The organism is Gordonia sp. OPL2 (genome assembly GCF_003797825.1).
Lineage (GTDB): Bacteria > Actinomycetota > Actinomycetes > Mycobacteriales > Mycobacteriaceae > Gordonia.
Map to the genome: position 1 here is coordinate 90,445 of NZ_RKME01000020.1, position 15,999 is coordinate 106,443.

Sequence of the window (15,999 nt, forward strand, 5' to 3'; positions counted from 1 at the left end):
AGCAGACCCGGCTCCATGTCAGATGATCCAGGCGCCAATGGGCACCAAGTCTAGCCAACGGCTCCGACGACGGTCACGTGGAATACCTCACCCTCGGCGTACGTCACGACTGAGGGAGGTGTTCTACCGTGGAAAGCATGAAGAGGCAATCGTCCCCGCGGCTGCTGCAGGCGGCCGGGGTGGTGTTCGCGGTCGGAGTGGCCGCGATCGTGGCGCTGTTCGTCACACCGCTGGTCACCGACGGCGGGACCGCACCGACGGTCGTCTACCTGCTCACCATGTGCGCGCCGCTCGGATTCGTCCTCGGCATCGTCTTCGCGTTGCGTTCCGGGCGGCGGACCCGATGACGCTGGAGTCGGTCATCGTCGCCGCCGACGACCTCGCACCCGCCGCCGACACGGAGGTGCTCAAGCAGGCGTACAGCTGCTTCCCGTCGGGCGTCGTCGCGGTCGCCTGCCGGGTTGCCGACGACGAGGGCGTCGCCACTCTCGCGGGCATGGCGGCCAGCGCCTTCACGACCGTGTCGCTGGACCCGCCGCTCGTCTCTCTCTGCGTGCAGAACACCTCGACGACCTGGCCGCGACTACGGTCGGCGCCGGCCATCGGGGTCAGCGTCTTCGCCCGCGATCAGTCCGACCTCTGCCGTCAGCTGGCCGGTCCGAGTGAGGGCCGGTTCGCCGGCATCACCCCGTTCGGCACCGACGACGGCGCGGTCTTCATCCCCGACGCCGCCGCCAGTCTCTCGTGTTCGCTGTACAACGAGATCCCGGCGGGCGACCACACCCTCGTGCTGTTGCGTATCGAATCGCTCCGATACGACGCGGGCGTCGAACCACTCGTCTTCCACGCCAGCACCTTTCGCTCGCTCGAGGCACTCCGGGGGCAGTCGTGACCGTCGTCGCGCTCGGATTGCCCACCACCGCCTCCGCCGCGGCGGCACCGCCGGACACGCCGTCGGACGGTCCGCTGCGTGACCGTTTCGGCCGCATCGTCACCGACCTGAGGGTGTCGGTGACCGATCGCTGCAACCTGCGCTGCACCTACTGCATGCCGGCTGAAGGACTCGACTGGCTGCCCACGGATGAGGTGCTGAGTACCGATGAACTCATCCGGGTGATGACGGTCGCCGTGCGTGACCTGGGCATCCGGTCGATCCGCTTCACCGGCGGCGAACCACTCCTTCGTCGCGACCTCGAGCACCTGATCGGCGCCGTCGCCGGACTGCCCGAACGACCCGAGATCGCGATGACCACCAACGGCCTCGGCCTGGCCCGTCGCATCGACGGCCTCGTCGCGGCCGGGCTCAGCCGGGTCAACGTGTCGCTCGACACCGTCGATCCCCAGCGGTTCGCGGAGATCACCCGACGAGACCGCCTCGACGATGTGCTCAGCGGGCTCGCCGCTGCGCGCGACTCCGCCCTGCGTTCGGTCAAGGTGAACGCCGTGCTGGCCGGCCACGAGGACCTCGCCCGGCTGCCCGACCTGCTGACCTTCTGCCTCGATCACGGCTATCAGCTGCGGATCATCGAGCAGATGCCGCTCGACGCAGATCACCGCTGGAACCGGTCCGCCATGGTCACCGCCGAGGAGATCCTGGCCGTCCTCCGGTCGCATTTCACCCTCCTGTCCGATCCGCGGCCGCGAGGGAGTGCACCGGCGGCCACGTGGCTGGTGGACGGATACGACGTCGACGGCGAGCCCGCACGCGTCGGCGTGATCGCCTCGGTCACCCGCCCGTTCTGCGGCGACTGCGACCGTGCTCGCCTCACCGCCGACGGCGCTCTGCGCAACTGTCTGTTCGCGGAGTCGGAGACCGACCTGCGCGGGATTCTGCGGGGCGATCTGCCCGAGAAGGACATCGACGAGGCCATCGCCCGACGGTGGCGCGGCAACGTCTGGACCAAGGCCGCGGGCCACGGCGTCAACGATCCGGACTTCCATCAACCCACCCGGCCGATGTCGGCCATCGGGGGCTGAGCGCGCATGCGACTGACCATCCGATACTTCGCTGCCGCGCGCGCCGCCGCGGGCACCGAGTCCGCCGTCGTCGACATCGACGCCGACGCCACTCTGGGGCAGCTCGAATCGCTCCTCGCCGCCGGCAACCCCGATCTCGAACGCGTACTCGCACGATGCTCATATCTGCGCGACTCGATCGCGGTCTGCGACCGGGGCGTCCGACTCGGTCGATGCGACACCGTCGACGTGCTGCCGCCATTCGCAGGTGGCTGACGCCACAATCGGCCTGTGAGCTTCCTCACATAACGGGACGATAACGAGAAGGACACAAGTCGACTATCGCCCCGTGAGCAGGGATGACGCCAGATGTGGGTCGAAAGCCCCACTCAGGCCTCGAAAACTGGCTTGCCAACAACGTGATTCGTCCACGCAGACGTCGTAGTGTGACTGAACGACGCCCTCGGGGGTCACAGATCAGTAACCACATACATAACGTTCCGTCGGCCGCGCCGAGCCTCGCTCCGCCACGGGACGCCAGTACGACATCTAGGAGCGAGGACGGGGGACCCACCCTCGTAGAGACCGGACATCTTCGGATGTCCTTGGGGTTAAGACACGGCATGGACACCATGTCAGGCCGTGACCGGGCACCTCTCGCCCGAACCCGACAGCTGACTTCGTAGGCGCGTGGAGAGAGGAAACACCTGACATGTCCGGACGTCATCGCAAGCAGACGACCACCACGACCACCAAGACCCTCGCCAAGGTCGCCCTCACCGGTGCCGTCCTGGGCGGCGGAGCCGCCATGCTGGGCACCGGTTCGGCGAACGCCGCCACCGACGCCGAGTGGAACCAGGTCGCCCAGTGCGAGTCGGGCGGCAACTGGGCCATCAACACCGGCAACGGTTACCAGGGTGGCCTGCAGTTCAGCCCGAGCACCTGGGCCGGCCACGGCGGCACCGAGTTCGCCCCGAGCGCCGACCAGGCCAGCAAGCAGGAGCAGATCGTGGTCGCCGAGCGTGTGCTCGCCGGCCAGGGCAAGGGCGCATGGCCCGTCTGCGGCACCGGGCTGTCGGGTTCGACCCCGCGCACCGCACCTGCCGAGAAGCCCGCACTCCCGCAGCTCCCGCAGTTGCCGGCACCGTTCAACTGGTCTGCGGCCCCTGAGGCCAAGAGCACCGGTGACGTGAAGAGCCAGATCGACAAGGCCGTCGACCAGGCCGCCGACAACAACAAGATCACCCCCGAGGTCAAGAACCTCTGGGAGGCCGCCAAAAAGACCGGTTACGAGCTGAACCCGGATCAGATCGCGCTGTTCAACCAGCACAAGGATCAGCTGCCCACTCCCTGAGTGAGGCGCTGACCTCGCCCCTTTACGGGCCCACAGTCGAAGGGCCCCGCACGACGGCATCACGCCCGTGCGGGGCCCTTGTCCATGGTCGGGGTCGGGCGACGGATGTCTCGATGGTCGGGTGTCTCGATGTTCAGGTGCCTCGATGGTCGGGTCCCCGGTGGCCGCGTTCTCGCGGCAGATCGGGTCCCGCTATGGCCAGGTCCCGTCGCGGCCGCAGACCGGCCGATTCAGGTCCGGCCGATTCAGGAACGGCCGATTCAGGTCCGGCCGTCAGGGCCGTCCAGGTGACGGCGCTCGCGCAGCGGCAGTGCCACCCACATCACCACGAAGACCGCCACGGCGATGATCGCCGCAGCCAGGGCGGCCCACCCGCCGAACGCGATGTCGAAGATGACCGACACCACTCCGGTCAGCGCCAGCCCGAGGAATGTGATGCCGATGAGCGTCAGTCGGTGGGCGCGGTCGACGAGACGGTCGATGGCATGGCGGCGGAACAGCAGCCGGTGCAGGGCGACGGGCGAGATGAGGGTGATGGTGCTGAGTACCGCGAACACCAGGCTCAGCACGAAGATCCGCTGCTCGCGGGTGGTGAGCTCCTCGAATCCCTCCTGAAAAGGGATGGTCAGCATCAGGCCGGTCAGGATCTGCCCACCGGTCTGCACCACGCGCAGTTCCTGGAGCAGGCTGGCCCAGTTGCGGTCGAGCCGTTCGGTGCGCGTCTCGTTGCGCTCCGGGTCGCGCTCGGAGGCCGAACCGTCGTCGGCGACGGTCATGCCGATCCGACCCATTCGTCGCGGCCGTCGGTGAAGAACTGGTGTTTCCACACGGGCAGGCGCGCCTTGACCTCGTCGACAATCGTCGAGCACGTCTCGAACGCCGCCCGACGGTGATCGGCAGCAACCGCGACGACGAACGCGACGTCGCCGATGACCAGGTCACCCACCCGGTGGCTGACCGCGACCGCGCGGACGCCGTCGGCCGCGGCGGCCACCTCGGCGACGACCTCACCCAGCACCTGCTGCGCCGTCGGGTGGGCACTGTAGGACAGTCGGGTGACCCCGCGACCGCCGTCGTGGTCGCGGACCGCGCCGGTGAACCCCACGATGGCACCAGCCGCCCCCTGGGCGGCAGCGGCGACGAGCGCCTCGTGCTCGGCCAGCCCGATCACGCTGTCCGACAAAGCAGCTCGTGCGACGACGGCCATCAGTGATCACCTCCACCGATCTGATCCAGTGCATGGTCGAGTACCCCGTCGAGGACCGCCAAACCATCGCGGACCCCGCCCGTGGAGCCGGGCAGGTTCACGACGAGAGTGCGACCGGCGACGCCGGCGACACCGCGGGACAGCACCGCCGTCGGCACCGTCGGCAGTCCCGCGGATCGAATCGCGTCGGCGAGTCCCGGGATCTCCACGTCCAGCAACGCGCGGGTCTCCTCGGGTGTGCGATCGGTCGGCGAGAGCCCGGTGCCACCGGTCGTGATGACCAGGTCGGCGTCGGCGTAGACGCCTGCTCGGATCGCTCCCCCGACAGGTGGGCCGTCGGCCACCACGAGCACCTCGTCGACGACGAACCCGTGGGCGGTGAGCCACTCGCCGATGAGCGGACCGGTCCGGTCGGTATACGCGCCACGGCTGGCGCGTGTGGAGGCGACCACGACCCGTGCCACCCGCGACGCGGGCCGGATCGACTCCGGATCACTCACGTCGCCACGATCCCGACTTGCCGCCGGTCTTCTCCAGAAGCCGGATGTCGTGCATCGACGCCCGGCGATCCACTGCCTTCACCATGTCGTGCAGCGTGAGCCCGGTGACCGCGACCGCGGTCAGCGCTTCCATCTCGACGCCTGTCTGACCGCTGGTGGTCACCGTCGCGGTGACGTCGATGTGATCGTCGCCGACCGCGAAGTCGACGTCGACCGACGACAACGCGAGCTGATGACACAACGGGATCAGCTCATCGGTACGTTTGGCCGCCATGATGCCCGCGATGCGGGCCGTCGCCAGGACATCCCCCTTGGGGAGTTGGTTGTCGGCGAGCAGCGAGATGACCTCGGCGGTGGTTCGAAACGTTCCCCCGGCCACCGCGCGGCGGTTCGTCCGCGCCTTGGCGCCCACGTCGACCATCCGGGCCGCGCCGGCCGAGTCGATGTGACTCAGTCGGGAACCGGTCGGCCCGCTCGACTGGTCGCCGCTGTCGGACACCGCCTGATCAGCGGTTGACGACGGTCTTCGACTGGAGGAAGGGCAGGTCGTCGACCGGGAGCGGGAACTCGACCTCACCGAACGGCGACAGCGCGCCGGAGATGTGGGTCGCGAACTCGGAGACGGCGTGCTCGGCGGCGTCGCCGTTCCCGTCCTTCGGCCAGCCGTTGTCGACGTACTTCTTCTTCTCAGCCACGCGCTCATTGTGCCATGTGGCCTCGGCCGACGTCCCACGGAAACCGCCCACGCGCTCCGGCTCAGTAGAATCGACCGAATGAGTGCAGATGACCAGGGCCTGAGCCTGGCCGACGATCTGGCACTGCGCGGCGACGACGAACTCGTCGGGCTGCTCACCGCCCGCCCGGACCTCGCCTCGCCGCCCCCCGCCGGTACCGGTGTGCTGGCGTCGCGCGCACTGTCGGCCGCGTCGTCGGCGTTGGCCGGCGAGAGCCTCGATCTGCTGTCGGTGGCCGTCCTCGAGCAGACGATCGAGCTCGGTACGGCCGGTTCCGGCCGGATTCCGGCTCCCACGAGCGTCACCGCCATCGTCAAGGCGCTGTCCGGCCGCGCCGATGAGCGCGACATCGTCGACCGAATCCGCCTGCTACACGACCGCGCTCTGATCTGGGGGCCGGACGACTCGCTGGAGACGGGCGCACACGCTCCCGCCGCGCTGCCCTGGCGTGCCCACCATCTCACCGGTCCGCTGGCCGAACGCGATGCCGACGACATCCGCACCGACATCGACGGTCTCGGCGAGCGGGAACGCGGGCTGATCGAGACCCTGTCGCGCGGACCGGCACTGGGCCGCAGCCGGGACGCCGCGGTCGACGCCGACCCGGAGCAACCCGTGCCGCGGCTGATCGCCGCCGGACTCCTGGCCCGCGTCGACGACCAGACCGTCGAACTGCCGCCGATGATCGGGCAGCTGTTGCGCGGCGAACCACCGCTGCGGGCCGATGACCTCCGGGCACCCGCGCTGCACGACAGTTCGGCCCGGCGTCGCTTCTCGGCCGCCGCGATCGACGACGCGGCCGGCGGTGAGGCCCTCGAACTCATCCGGCACGCGACCACCGTGCTGCGCACACTCGGCGCGACCCCGGCATCGGTACTGCGCAGCGGCGCGCTCGGGGTGCGGGAGCTGCGTCGGCTGGCGAAGGTGACCGGCCTCGATCAGCGGCGGGTGGCATTCATCACCGAACTCCTCGCATTCCTGCGCCTCATCGACGCCGGATTCCCCGATCCCCCACCACCGTCGGACACCGGCGAACTGGCGTTCGCCCCGACGCCGGGAGCCGACACCTGGCTGCATCAGGCACCCGAGCGACAGTGGATCGCGCTCGTCGAGGCGTGGCTCGAGATGCCGCGCCGGGCCTGGCAGGTCGGCGAACCCGACCGCGACGGCAACGCCTACGCCGCATTGTCGGGTGAGCTCCACGACGCGTACGCACCGATCCAGCGACAGGTCATCCTCGAGATGCTCAACGACGCCGGGCCGGCGATCCCGGTGGACACCGACGCCCTCGTCGCGTCGCTGCATTGGCACCATCCGCGACACATCCGCCGTTACTCACGACGCGTCGTCGACGAGACCGTGCGGGAGGCACGCGAACTCGGCATCGTCGCGCACGGGGCACTGACCCGGGTGGGTCGCGCAGCGATCACCGGCACCGACGACGAGGGACACGAGTCGACGGTGTTGTCGGCGATGCGCTCGGCACTTCCCGAACCGATCGATCACTTCCTCACCCAGGCGGACCTGACACTCACCGTCCCCGGCCCGATGACCCCCGAACTGGCCGAGCAGGTCGAACTGGTCGCCGATCTCGAGTCCGGCGGTGCCGCATCGGTCTATCGCGTCTCCGAGGAGAGTGTCCGGCGCGCGCTGGACGCCGGACGCAGCAGCAGTGAGCTCCTGACGATGTTCACCGCTCACTCGCGGACGCCGGTGCCGCAGTCGTTGACCTACCTCATCGAGGACGTCGCCCGTAAACACGGGCAACTGCGGGTCGGGGTGGCCGCGGCGTTCATCCGTTGTGAGGATCCGACGACGCTGGCGGCAGTCCTGCGCAGCCCGGCGGCCGAGCATCTGGCCCTGCGGGCCCTGGCCCCGACCGTCGCGGTCTCCCAGGCCGATGTCCGCGACGTCCTCGAGCAGCTCCGCGCGGCGGGCTTCGCGCCGGCGGGCGAGGATTCGTCCGGGACGTTGGTCGATCTGCGGGAACGCGGGAGCCGGGTCACCGTCGCCCGGCAGCGACGGCAGCCGCAGGCGCGCCGCTCGGTGCCCTCCCCCGACCAACTGGTCTCGGTGGTGAGCCGCATGCGGTCGCATGATCGTGCGGCGTCGGCACGACCCGCGTCGTCGGCGACGTCGACGGCCCCGGTGCGCGCCGCGGGCGGCGGCGAGTCCGCAACCGCCCTGATCCAGTTGGCATTACGTGTGAATCGTCGCCTGCGCGTCGACTACGTGGACGCGCACGGGTCCGCGAGCCGCCACGTCGTGACTCCGCGGACGCTCGGCGCGGGCCAGCTCGTCGCCGTCGATGCCGGAACCGATGAGGAACAGCGGTTCTCTCTGCACCGGATCACCAGTGTGGAGTTGCTCGAGGGCTGATGCAGTGGTCGGTGAATACGCCTGATCACCGACATGACCGTCACCGCTCCGCAGCACATGCCTGGATAATCCGGACATCTGCTGCGGAGCGGTGATGCTCGTGTCCGGGTGGTTCGCACTCCGGGCTGACAGGAGTTGCACGTATCTGGACAATGGATCGGGTGACCGATGGACCTTTGATCGTGCAATCCGACAAGACGCTGCTGCTCGAGGTGGATCATCCCGACGCCCCGGCGGCACGCGCGGCGATCGCTCCGTTCGCCGAGCTCGAACGCGCGCCGGAACATGTGCACACCTACCGGGTGACGCCGCTGGCGCTGTGGAACGCCCGCGCGGCGGGTCATGATGCCGAGCAAGTCGTCGACGCGCTCGTCACCTACTCCCGCTACGCGGTGCCCCAGCCGTTGCTGATGGATGTCGTCGACACCATGGGGCGGTTCGGCCGGCTGCAGCTCGTCAAGAATCCGGCCCACGGGCTGACCCTGGTCAGCTTCGACCGCGCGGTCCTCGAGGAGATCCTGCGGAACAAGAAGGTCGCGCCCATGTTGGGCGCGCGTCTCGACGACGACACCGTCGTCGTGCATCCGTCGGAGCGCGGCCGCCTCAAGCAGGTTCTGCTCAAGGTCGGATGGCCGGCCGAGGACCTCGCCGGGTACGTCGACGGTGAAGCCCACCCGATCGCCCTCGACCAGGACGACTGGCATCTGCGCGACTACCAGGAGCTGGCCGCCGACTCGTTCTGGGCGGGCGGGTCCGGTGTCGTGGTACTGCCGTGTGGTGCAGGCAAGACGATGGTCGGCGCCGCGGCGATGGCCAAGGCGGGTGCGACGACCCTCATCCTGGTCACCAACACCGTGGCGGGACGGCAGTGGAAGCGCGAGCTCATCGCGCGCACGACCCTGACCGAGGAGGAGATCGGCGAGTACTCCGGCGAGCGCAAGGAGATCCGCCCGGTCACCATCGCGACCTACCAGGTCATGACGCGGAAATCCAAGGGCGAGTACAGGAATCTCGATCTCTTCGACTCCCGCGACTGGGGTCTGATCATCTACGACGAGGTCCATCTGCTGCCCGCGCCGGTGTTCCGGATGACCGCCGATCTCCAGTCCCGGCGCCGACTCGGACTGACCGCCACGCTGGTGCGTGAGGACGGCCGCGAAGGCGACGTCTTCAGCCTCATCGGCCCGAAACGCTATGACGCACCGTGGAAGGACATCGAGGCACAGGGCTGGATCGCACCGGCCGACTGCATCGAGGTGCGCGTCACGCTGACCGACGAGGAGCGGTTGCAGTACGCGGTGGCCGAGGCCGAGGAGAAGTACAAACTCTGCTCGACCGCGCACACGAAGGTCAACGTCGTGAAGTCGATCCTGGCTCGGCACAAGGACTCTCCGACCCTCGTGATCGGCGCCTACATCGATCAGCTCGAGGAACTCGGCGCAGCGCTCGACGCCCCGGTCATCCAGGGCTCGACGAAGAACAAGGAACGCGAAGCCCTCTTCGACCGCTTCCGCTCCGGCGAACTGCAGACGCTGGTGGTCTCCAAGGTCGCCAACTTCTCCATCGATCTGCCCGAGGCGTCGGTGGCCGTGCAGGTGTCGGGCACGTTCGGCTCCCGGCAGGAGGAGGCGCAGCGACTCGGCCGCCTACTCCGGCCGAAGAAGGACGGCGGTCAGGCCCACTTCTACTCGGTGGTCTCCCGCGACACCCTCGACGCCGACTACGCCGCACACCGGCAGCGCTTCCTCGCCGAGCAGGGCTACGCCTACCGCATCACCGATGCCGACGACCTACTCGGCCCTGCGATCGGCGAGGAGTCCCCCAGCTGACCGACCGCACGCAGGAAGTTGGCAGCCGGCGGCGAGGTCGTCACAAGAATCGGCGAGCAATGTCGAGTTGTCGGGGAACACATGACAATTCGAGAGAAAGAGACATCGCCATGAGCTCGATCAGGACCGCCGGCGTCGCCGCTCCCATCACGTCTCCGGGAAGCCCCACCTACCGTCGTCGGCGCAGGTTCGACCCGGTCACCAAGAAGTGGGAGTGGGTCTGGGCCCAGACCAGCTGATCGTCTCCACCGCTCGGCCCGACGATCACCGCGGGTCAGGCCGACGGGTCGGAGAGGCAGTAGCCGATCGGCTTGGGGAGTTGGAAGAACACCTCGAGCTGACCGCTGCTGCACGACGGCGGGGTCGGCGTACGCTGTTCCACCCGCAGGACCTCCGTGCCGGCGGCCTTCGTCGCGCCGCACGACACCTTCTTGTAGTCCGAGAGGCTGGCGGTGGGGAGTCCACCCGTCGGGATCTGATAGCACTCCCCCTGAACGAGATTGGGCACCAGGCAGAGCTGCTCGCCGGTCTCCTCACCGCCACGCATCCAGTAGAGCCGCGAGTAGTCGTCACTCGGACAGGTGGCGCCGCTCGCCTTCTGCGCGACGAAGAACGTGAACGTGCTCTGCGACGTACAGTCCGCCTTCTTCGCGCTGATGTTGTCGTCGCTCTGCGTTCCGCTGACGGTCACGCAGTCGCCGACGGCGACGTCGTCGGAATCGGTCACCGAATCACGGGTCAGGAACACTCCGACACCGACGAGCACGATCAGCACGACGACGATGCCGCCGACCACCCACCAGAGCTTCTTGTTCGACCGCTTTGCCGGCGGGGGCGGCGGATACTGACCGCCCGGATACGGCTGTGCTCCCGGATATTGCTGCGCACCCGGATACTGCTGCGCACCGGGATACTGCTGCGCACCGGGGTACTGCTGGGCGCCCGGGTACTGGCCGGCGCCGGGATACTCCTGCGCCCCTGGGTACTGGCCGGCACCCGGATACTGCTGCGCTCCCGGGTACTGCTGGGCTCCCGGGTACTGCTGGGCCCCGGGATACTGCTGGGCTCCCGGGTATTGGCCGGCTCCTGGGTACTGCTGAGCTCCGGGTTGCCCTGCCCCCGGATATGGCTGCTGACCGGGATACTGCTGACCACCGGGCGGTGTCTGCGGTCCGGGGTGGGGCTGCTGCCCACCCGGATCCGATGATGCACCCGGGTACTGGCCGGCGCCGGGATACGGCTGCTGTCCACCACCCTGCCCCGGACCGGAATCCTGTCGGCCGGGTGCCTGCTCACCGGGCGAGTGCGGAGTTGCGGGGTCCCGGCCTTCCGGGTTCTGTGGGGAATCCGGATTCGGTGGTACCGGCGGCGTACTCATAGGCGCAGATCGTACCGCCCCGAAAGGTGCGATGCGGGCATCATGCGTCCGCCCGAATGACATGTGGTGTGTCAGCCTGGAATCGTGCACACCGTTTGCCGCCTCCGCCCATTCGGCACGACCATCTTCGCCGAGATGTCCGCCCTCGCCCTCGAGCACGACGCCGTCAATCTCGGCCAGGGTTTTCCCGACACCGATGGACCGGCGTCGATGCTGGAGGCCGCGCAGCGGGCGATCGCCGAAGGCCACAACCAGTACCCACCCGGGATCGGCATCCCGGCGCTGCGGCACGCGGTCGCGCGTCACCAGCAGCGCCACTACGGGCTCGACTACGACCCCGACACCGAGGTGCTGATCACCGTCGGCGCGACGGAGGCGATCGCCGGGTCGATCGTCGGGCTGGTGGAGCCCGGCCGCGAGGTCGTGATGATCGAGCCGTACTACGACTCGTACGCGGCCACCGTCGCCATGGCCGGTGGCGTGCGCCGCACGGTTCCCCTCGTCGCCGACGACGACGGCTTTCGGCTCGACCGCGCCCGCCTCGCCGATGCCTTCGGCCCCGCGACGTCGGTCATCCTGGTGAACTCACCGCACAACCCGACCGGAACGGTGCTCTCCGACGACGACCTCGCCGAGATCGCGCGGCTCTGTGTGGAACACGACGTGATCGCGGTGACCGACGAGGTCTACGAACACCTGCTGTTCGACGGTCGGGTGCACCGTCCGCTCGCGACCTTCCCCGGCATGCGTGAGCGGACCCTGCGCATCTCCAGCGCGGCGAAGACGTTCAACTGCACTGGGTGGAAGGTGGGCTGGGTCAGCGGTCCGGCCGATCTCGTCGCCGCGGCCAGATCCGCAAAACAGTTCATGTCCTATGTCGGTTCCGGCCCCTTCCAACCGGCCGTGGCCGGCGCCCTCGACGACGAGATGGAATGGGTCCGTGCCTCGTCGGCGGATCTCGGCGCGAAGCGCGACCTGCTGTCGGCCGCGCTGTCCGATGCGGGCTTCGTCGTCCACCGCAGCGAGGCAAGCTATTTCGTCTGTGCCGACCCGCGACCGCTCGGCCACGACGACGGCGCCGCCTTCTGTCGCATGCTGCCCGAACGGATCGGTGTCGCGGCGGTCCCGGTGAGCGCCTTCGTCGACGACGTCGAGCCGTGGCGTCACCTGGTGCGTTTCGCGTTCAGCAAGCGTGACGAGGTCATCGCCGAGGCCGCACGACGGCTCCGGGGTTTGTGAGGTCCGCCGACATCGGCCATCGGTTCACCGGCCGCACCGTCGTCGACGAGATCGGTCAGCGCAGGGCGGGCATCACCTTGTCGACGAAGAGGTCGAGACTTCCCGCGTCGAAGGCGATGTCCGGGAAGTAGAAGATGCCGTACGCCAGACCGTTGTCGCGCAGCGCGGTGAGGTTCTCGATCACCTGATCGGGTGTGCCCACGGCCGGCATCCCACGGAACGCGCCCATGCTCGCTTCGGCGGCGGCCGGGTCGACGTAGCGCGCGAGTCGTTGTTCGAGGGCCTCGAGTCGACGCGCGACCTCCGCGTCCGACTCCGCCAGCACCACGTTGTAGTTGGCGGACCGGACGATCGAGTCGAAATCCCGTCCGAGGTCGGTGCAGTGCTGTCGCAGGACCGACGACTTGTGGGCGAATCCCTCCGGCGTCCCGTCGAAGTTGGTGTAGTCGGCGTACTGCGCGGCGATCCGCAAGGTCTTGCGCTCACCCCCGCCGGCGATCCAGAACGGGATCCGACCGGCGACCGGCTGTGGCGCGCAGATCGCGTCGTCGACCCGGTAGTGGGTTCCGTCGAAGGTGGCACGCCCGGTCTCCCACGCCTGCTTCATGATCTGTACGCCCTCGTCGAGACGGGCGAGCCGCTCCCCCGCGGACGGGAACCCGTAGCCGTAGGCGCGCCATTCCTGCTCGTACCAACCGGCACCGATGCCCATCTGCACGCGGCCACCCGAGATGAGGTCGGCGGTGGCGGCCACCTTCGCGAGGTACATCGGGTTGCGGTAGCTCATCGCGGTGCACATCTGCCCGATGTCCACCCTCGACGTGGTCGCGGCGAACGCGGACACGAGGCTCCATGCCTCGTGGGTGGCCTCGTCGGTGGGCATGGGCACGGTGTGGAAATGGTCGTACACCCAGATCGAATCCCAACCGGTGTCCTCGGCCTTCAAGGCCAGCGAGGACATCACCGACCACTGGTCGGCGGGGGCGATGCCGGCGAGATCCAGACGCCAGCCCTGCGGGATGAACATTCCGAAGCGCATGGGCTCAACCGTAGCGCCACCATCGTCCTCCGGGCCCGCATTAGACTGGCACCGAGTCCGTCACGCACGTCGGCGGCAGGTGGGGAGAGAACGAGAATGGCCAGGGTGCGCAGTGAGCAGGTGGCGGCGACCCGCCGCCGCATCGCCTCCACCGCGGAACGTCTGTTCGCCGAGCAGGGTGTCGCGACCGTCTCGAACCGCCAGATCAGCGAGGCCGCCGGACAAGGCAACAACTACGCCGTCGGATACCACTTCGGCGGTCGACCCGAACTGGTCGGCGCGATCTTCGCGTTCCACAACGCCGCGATCGAACCCCGGCGCCACACCATGGTCGAGAACCTCGGGTCCGGCCCCGAGGTCCGCGACTGGATCGATTGCCTCGTCCGTCCGCAGACGGATTACCTGGAGTCACTCGGCAGCCCGAGTCACTTCGCCCGGTTCTGTGCCCAGATCACCACCGACCCCAAGTTCTGGCCGATGCTCTACGACCACGCCACCGAGTCCGACGGGCTGATGTCGGTGCTCACCGGCCTCTACGGCTCGTTGCCACCGCTGCCCGCTCCGGTCCTCGAAGCGCGGGACAGCATGGCGCGCAACATGATCCTCTTGACGCTCGCCGATCACGAACGCGCGGTGGCCACGGGTGAGACGACGAACTCCTGGGCCGACATCTGCGACTTCCTGGTGGATGCGCTCGTCGGCGTGTGGATGGCACCGGTCACCGTCAGATGATGGATCCCACGTCGTTGCGAACGAGATTGTCCATCGCGCGCTCCGCGACCGCGGCGATGGTCATCGAGGGATTGCATGCCGCGGTGTTGCCGGGGATCAGTGCTCCGTCGAGGACATAGAGTCCACGCTGTTCGCGCACCCGCCCGTCGAGGTCGCACACCGTGCCCATGTTCGCGCCGCCGAGTCCGTGCCAGGTCGACGGGAAGACGGCATTCGTGTCGCTGAGCACTCCCTGACCGCCGACGATGGCCTGCGCGGTCGGGTGGATCGCCCGGGTCTGGATGTGGGCGTCCCCCTCATGCGGCCACCGCAATCGGGCCTGCCCGGTCGCCGAGTCGTACACGAAATGACCGCGCGTGTCGCTGACACCGAAGCCGACCATCATGGTGGAGTGCGCGTCGAGTCCGAACCCCGGGATCGAGGCCTGGATGACGGTATGTGCGAGTTCAGGATTCGACCAGTTCAGACTGCCGTAGACAACCGGCCCGCCCTGTACCGCACCGAATCCACCGGACGGGTCGGACCAGACGTAGATCCGGTCGGCGTTGGTGCCCCACCCGTGTCCGAGGCCATCCGGGAGGTCGGTGATCTGATCGCGCGCGGCGGCGCGCACGAGCAGCTTGGTGGTGTTCATGCTGCCCGCCGACATCACCAGGGCACGAGTCGTGAGGATCTTCTGCTCCACGGTCGCCCCTGTGGCGTCGATGCGGTTGACGTGCACCCGCCACCGCCCGTCGCGGGTGCGTGCCACGTCGATCACCTCGTGCTGCGGACGGACGTCGACGAGTCCGGTGCGTTCGGCGGCGGCCAGATAGGTGACGTCGATGGTGTGCTTGCCCCCGTTGTTGACACCGAGCGCACCCGAACCGTCGGTGTAGGACGGCGCCATCTTGCCCTGCAGCTCGGCGATCGCATAGTTCCAGTCGATCGGCATGGGGATCTTCGACAGCGGCCGATGCGCGGAACGGACATGGCGCGCAAAGGTTCTCACGGCACGATAGTTGGGGGTGTCGATCAGCCGGTCGGGCGCGGTCTCGATCTGGAGCATCCGGGCGACCCGCGGGTAGTGCACGCGATTCATCAGCGACCAGTCGAGTTGCTCGGGCAGCTCGCGGTTGAACACGTCCTGCGCCGGCTGCAGCGTCATGCCCTGATACACCAGGGAGCCGCCGCCGACACCGGCCGCGCACAGCGCGGTCATGTTCTCCCCGACGACCGCCTCCACGAGCCCGACATACGGATCGAACGCGACCGGCCGTCCGAACAGTTGTGGCGCCGAACGGCACCACAGGATGCGCTTGTCGGGAGCCGTGGCACTCGGAAAAGTCTTGGCGTTCGGCCCTGTTCGCCATCGTCGCCCACGCTCGAGGACCACCACCGGGACCCCGGCCTGAGCGAGTCGGAGCGCGGTCACACCGCCGCCGAAGCCTGAGCCGATGACCACGACCCGGTGGTCTTCGCGGGTGAGCTTGATCCTTGTCGCGGGTGCGGCGTGCGCGGTTCCGGTCAGCGAACCGGCCGCGGCGGCAGCCCCGGCCGCGGCCATGCCGGCAAGAAATGAACGTCGCCTGATCACAGGCGTCCCCCTCAGCAGATGCTAGATACGCGATGCGTTCGACGAGAGTCCGATCGACCCCCGACCCGACCCCCGG

General features: G+C 68.6%; 18 protein-coding genes and 1 riboswitch. Of the genes, 10 read left to right on the top strand and 8 right to left on the bottom strand.

Going from position 1 to position 15,999, the window contains the following annotated elements:
• Positions 1-137 precede the first annotated feature (137 nt).
• The 5 genes from EEB19_RS18120 to EEB19_RS18140 all read left to right on the top strand — a co-directional run bounded on the left by EEB19_RS18120 (position 138) and on the right by EEB19_RS18140 (position 3,310).
• Positions 138-347: a hypothetical protein gene (locus EEB19_RS18120; protein ID WP_187588739.1), complete on the top strand. Its 210-nt coding sequence runs from the start codon at positions 138-140 to the stop codon at positions 345-347.
• Positions 344-892, top strand: a complete 549-nt coding sequence (locus EEB19_RS18125; RefSeq protein ID WP_187588740.1) for a flavin reductase family protein — start codon at positions 344-346, stop codon at positions 890-892. Before EEB19_RS18120 ends, EEB19_RS18125 begins: the two co-directional genes overlap by 4 nt.
• Entirely contained in the window at positions 889-1,977 is a 1,089-nt protein-coding gene (gene moaA, locus EEB19_RS18130) for a GTP 3',8-cyclase MoaA (RefSeq protein ID WP_187588741.1), read from the top strand. Before EEB19_RS18125 ends, moaA begins: the two co-directional genes overlap by 4 nt.
• 6 nt (positions 1,978-1,983) lie before the next feature.
• The gene (locus EEB19_RS18135; RefSeq protein ID WP_187588742.1) at positions 1,984-2,232 is read left to right on the top strand and encodes a MoaD/ThiS family protein; all 249 of its coding nucleotides are present in this window, start codon (positions 1,984-1,986) and stop codon (positions 2,230-2,232) included.
• A gap of 224 nt (positions 2,233-2,456) precedes the next feature.
• A riboswitch (cyclic di-AMP (ydaO/yuaA leader) is annotated at positions 2,457-2,661 on the top strand.
• 7 nt (positions 2,662-2,668) lie between these two features.
• Complete coding sequence (locus EEB19_RS18140) at positions 2,669-3,310, top strand: transglycosylase family protein (RefSeq protein ID WP_187588743.1); 642 nt, start codon at positions 2,669-2,671, stop codon at positions 3,308-3,310.
• 260 nt (positions 3,311-3,570) lie between these two features.
• Here the strand turns inward: EEB19_RS18140 and EEB19_RS18145 are convergent, their stop codons facing one another.
• The 5 genes from EEB19_RS18145 to EEB19_RS18165 are packed head-to-tail and all read right to left on the bottom strand — an operon-like array spanning position 3,571 to position 5,763.
• The gene (locus tag EEB19_RS18145; protein ID WP_187588744.1) at positions 3,571-4,086 is read right to left on the bottom strand and encodes a DUF6328 family protein; all 516 of its coding nucleotides are present in this window, start codon (positions 4,084-4,086) and stop codon (positions 3,571-3,573) included.
• On the bottom strand, positions 4,083-4,517 hold the full coding sequence (locus tag EEB19_RS18150) for a molybdenum cofactor biosynthesis protein MoaE (RefSeq protein ID WP_187588745.1): 435 nt from the start codon (positions 4,515-4,517) through the stop codon (positions 4,083-4,085). The genes EEB19_RS18145 and EEB19_RS18150 overlap by 4 nt, the downstream gene beginning before the upstream one ends.
• On the bottom strand, positions 4,517-5,017 hold the full coding sequence (locus EEB19_RS18155; protein WP_187588746.1) for a molybdenum cofactor biosynthesis protein B: 501 nt from the start codon (positions 5,015-5,017) through the stop codon (positions 4,517-4,519). Before EEB19_RS18155 ends, EEB19_RS18150 begins: the two co-directional genes overlap by 1 nt.
• Positions 5,010-5,516 (bottom strand): cyclic pyranopterin monophosphate synthase MoaC, encoded by a 507-nt coding sequence (gene moaC, locus EEB19_RS18160; RefSeq protein WP_262365757.1) that lies wholly within the window; start codon positions 5,514-5,516, stop codon positions 5,010-5,012. The genes EEB19_RS18155 and moaC overlap by 8 nt, the downstream gene beginning before the upstream one ends.
• A 7-nt stretch (positions 5,517-5,523) precedes the next feature.
• Positions 5,524-5,763, bottom strand: coding sequence for a hypothetical protein (locus EEB19_RS18165; RefSeq protein ID WP_187588748.1), 240 nt, complete (start codon positions 5,761-5,763; stop codon positions 5,524-5,526).
• Positions 5,764-5,790: 27 nt separating this feature from the next.
• Between EEB19_RS18165 and EEB19_RS18170 the strand changes: the two genes are divergently transcribed.
• From EEB19_RS18170 to EEB19_RS27000, 3 genes are all read left to right on the top strand, one after another.
• Positions 5,791-8,130 carry a helicase-associated domain-containing protein gene (locus tag EEB19_RS18170; protein ID WP_187588749.1) on the top strand — a complete coding sequence of 780 codons (2,340 nt, stop codon included), beginning with the start codon at positions 5,791-5,793 and terminating at the stop codon, positions 8,128-8,130.
• Between the two features lie 161 nt (positions 8,131-8,291).
• Positions 8,292-9,959, top strand: coding sequence for a DNA repair helicase XPB (locus EEB19_RS18175; protein WP_369074059.1), 1,668 nt, complete (start codon positions 8,292-8,294; stop codon positions 9,957-9,959).
• Positions 9,960-10,069: 110 nt separating this feature from the next.
• The gene (locus tag EEB19_RS27000) at positions 10,070-10,198 is read left to right on the top strand and encodes a hypothetical protein (protein WP_262365758.1); all 129 of its coding nucleotides are present in this window, start codon (positions 10,070-10,072) and stop codon (positions 10,196-10,198) included.
• A 35-nt stretch (positions 10,199-10,233) separates the two neighbouring features.
• Here the strand turns inward: EEB19_RS27000 and EEB19_RS18180 are convergent, their stop codons facing one another.
• A complete protein-coding gene (locus EEB19_RS18180; protein WP_187588751.1) occupies positions 10,234-11,337 on the bottom strand; it encodes a hypothetical protein in 1,104 nt (367 codons plus the stop codon).
• An 84-nt stretch (positions 11,338-11,421) separates the two neighbouring features.
• Here EEB19_RS18180 and EEB19_RS18185 point away from each other — a divergent pair, with 84 nt between their 5' ends.
• Positions 11,422-12,576 (top strand): pyridoxal phosphate-dependent aminotransferase, encoded by a 1,155-nt coding sequence (locus EEB19_RS18185; RefSeq protein WP_187588752.1) that lies wholly within the window; start codon positions 11,422-11,424, stop codon positions 12,574-12,576.
• A gap of 55 nt (positions 12,577-12,631) precedes the next feature.
• Here the strand turns inward: EEB19_RS18185 and EEB19_RS18190 are convergent, their stop codons facing one another.
• Positions 12,632-13,615, bottom strand: coding sequence for an LLM class F420-dependent oxidoreductase (locus tag EEB19_RS18190; RefSeq protein WP_187588753.1), 984 nt, complete (start codon positions 13,613-13,615; stop codon positions 12,632-12,634).
• Between the two features lie 96 nt (positions 13,616-13,711).
• On the opposite strand from EEB19_RS18190, the gene EEB19_RS18195 reads away from it, so the two are divergent.
• Positions 13,712-14,347 carry a TetR/AcrR family transcriptional regulator gene (locus EEB19_RS18195; RefSeq protein ID WP_187588754.1) on the top strand — a complete coding sequence of 212 codons (636 nt, stop codon included), beginning with the start codon at positions 13,712-13,714 and terminating at the stop codon, positions 14,345-14,347.
• Here EEB19_RS18195 and EEB19_RS18200 read toward each other — a convergent pair.
• Complete coding sequence (locus tag EEB19_RS18200) at positions 14,340-15,893, bottom strand: GMC oxidoreductase (protein WP_187588755.1); 1,554 nt, start codon at positions 15,891-15,893, stop codon at positions 14,340-14,342. The genes EEB19_RS18195 and EEB19_RS18200 overlap by 8 nt on opposite strands.
• Positions 15,894-15,999: the final 106 nt, after the last annotated feature.

What these genes read in the sequence shown, in the direction of transcription:
- EEB19_RS18190 (WP_187588753.1), bottom strand. Translation starts at nt 13,615, where the DNA reads ATGCGCTTCGGAATGTTCATCCCGCAGGGCTGGCGTCTGGATCTCGCC.
- EEB19_RS18195 (WP_187588754.1), top strand. Translation starts at nt 13,712, where the DNA reads ATGGCCAGGGTGCGCAGTGAGCAGGTGGCGGCGACCCGCCGCCGCATC.
- EEB19_RS27000 (WP_262365758.1), top strand. Translation starts at nt 10,070, where the DNA reads ATGAGCTCGATCAGGACCGCCGGCGTCGCCGCTCCCATCACGTCTCCG.
- EEB19_RS18180 (WP_187588751.1), bottom strand. Translation starts at nt 11,337, where the DNA reads ATGAGTACGCCGCCGGTACCACCGAATCCGGATTCCCCACAGAACCCG.
- EEB19_RS18140 (WP_187588743.1), top strand. Translation starts at nt 2,669, where the DNA reads ATGTCCGGACGTCATCGCAAGCAGACGACCACCACGACCACCAAGACC.
- EEB19_RS18125 (WP_187588740.1), top strand. Translation starts at nt 344, where the DNA reads ATGACGCTGGAGTCGGTCATCGTCGCCGCCGACGACCTCGCACCCGCC.
- EEB19_RS18145 (WP_187588744.1), bottom strand. Translation starts at nt 4,086, where the DNA reads ATGACCGTCGCCGACGACGGTTCGGCCTCCGAGCGCGACCCGGAGCGC.
- EEB19_RS18135 (WP_187588742.1), top strand. Translation starts at nt 1,984, where the DNA reads ATGCGACTGACCATCCGATACTTCGCTGCCGCGCGCGCCGCCGCGGGC.
- EEB19_RS18170 (WP_187588749.1), top strand. Translation starts at nt 5,791, where the DNA reads ATGAGTGCAGATGACCAGGGCCTGAGCCTGGCCGACGATCTGGCACTG.
- EEB19_RS18200 (WP_187588755.1), bottom strand. Translation starts at nt 15,893, where the DNA reads ATGGCCGCGGCCGGGGCTGCCGCCGCGGCCGGTTCGCTGACCGGAACC.
- EEB19_RS18150 (WP_187588745.1), bottom strand. Translation starts at nt 4,517, where the DNA reads ATGGCCGTCGTCGCACGAGCTGCTTTGTCGGACAGCGTGATCGGGCTG.
- EEB19_RS18120 (WP_187588739.1), top strand. Translation starts at nt 138, where the DNA reads ATGAAGAGGCAATCGTCCCCGCGGCTGCTGCAGGCGGCCGGGGTGGTG.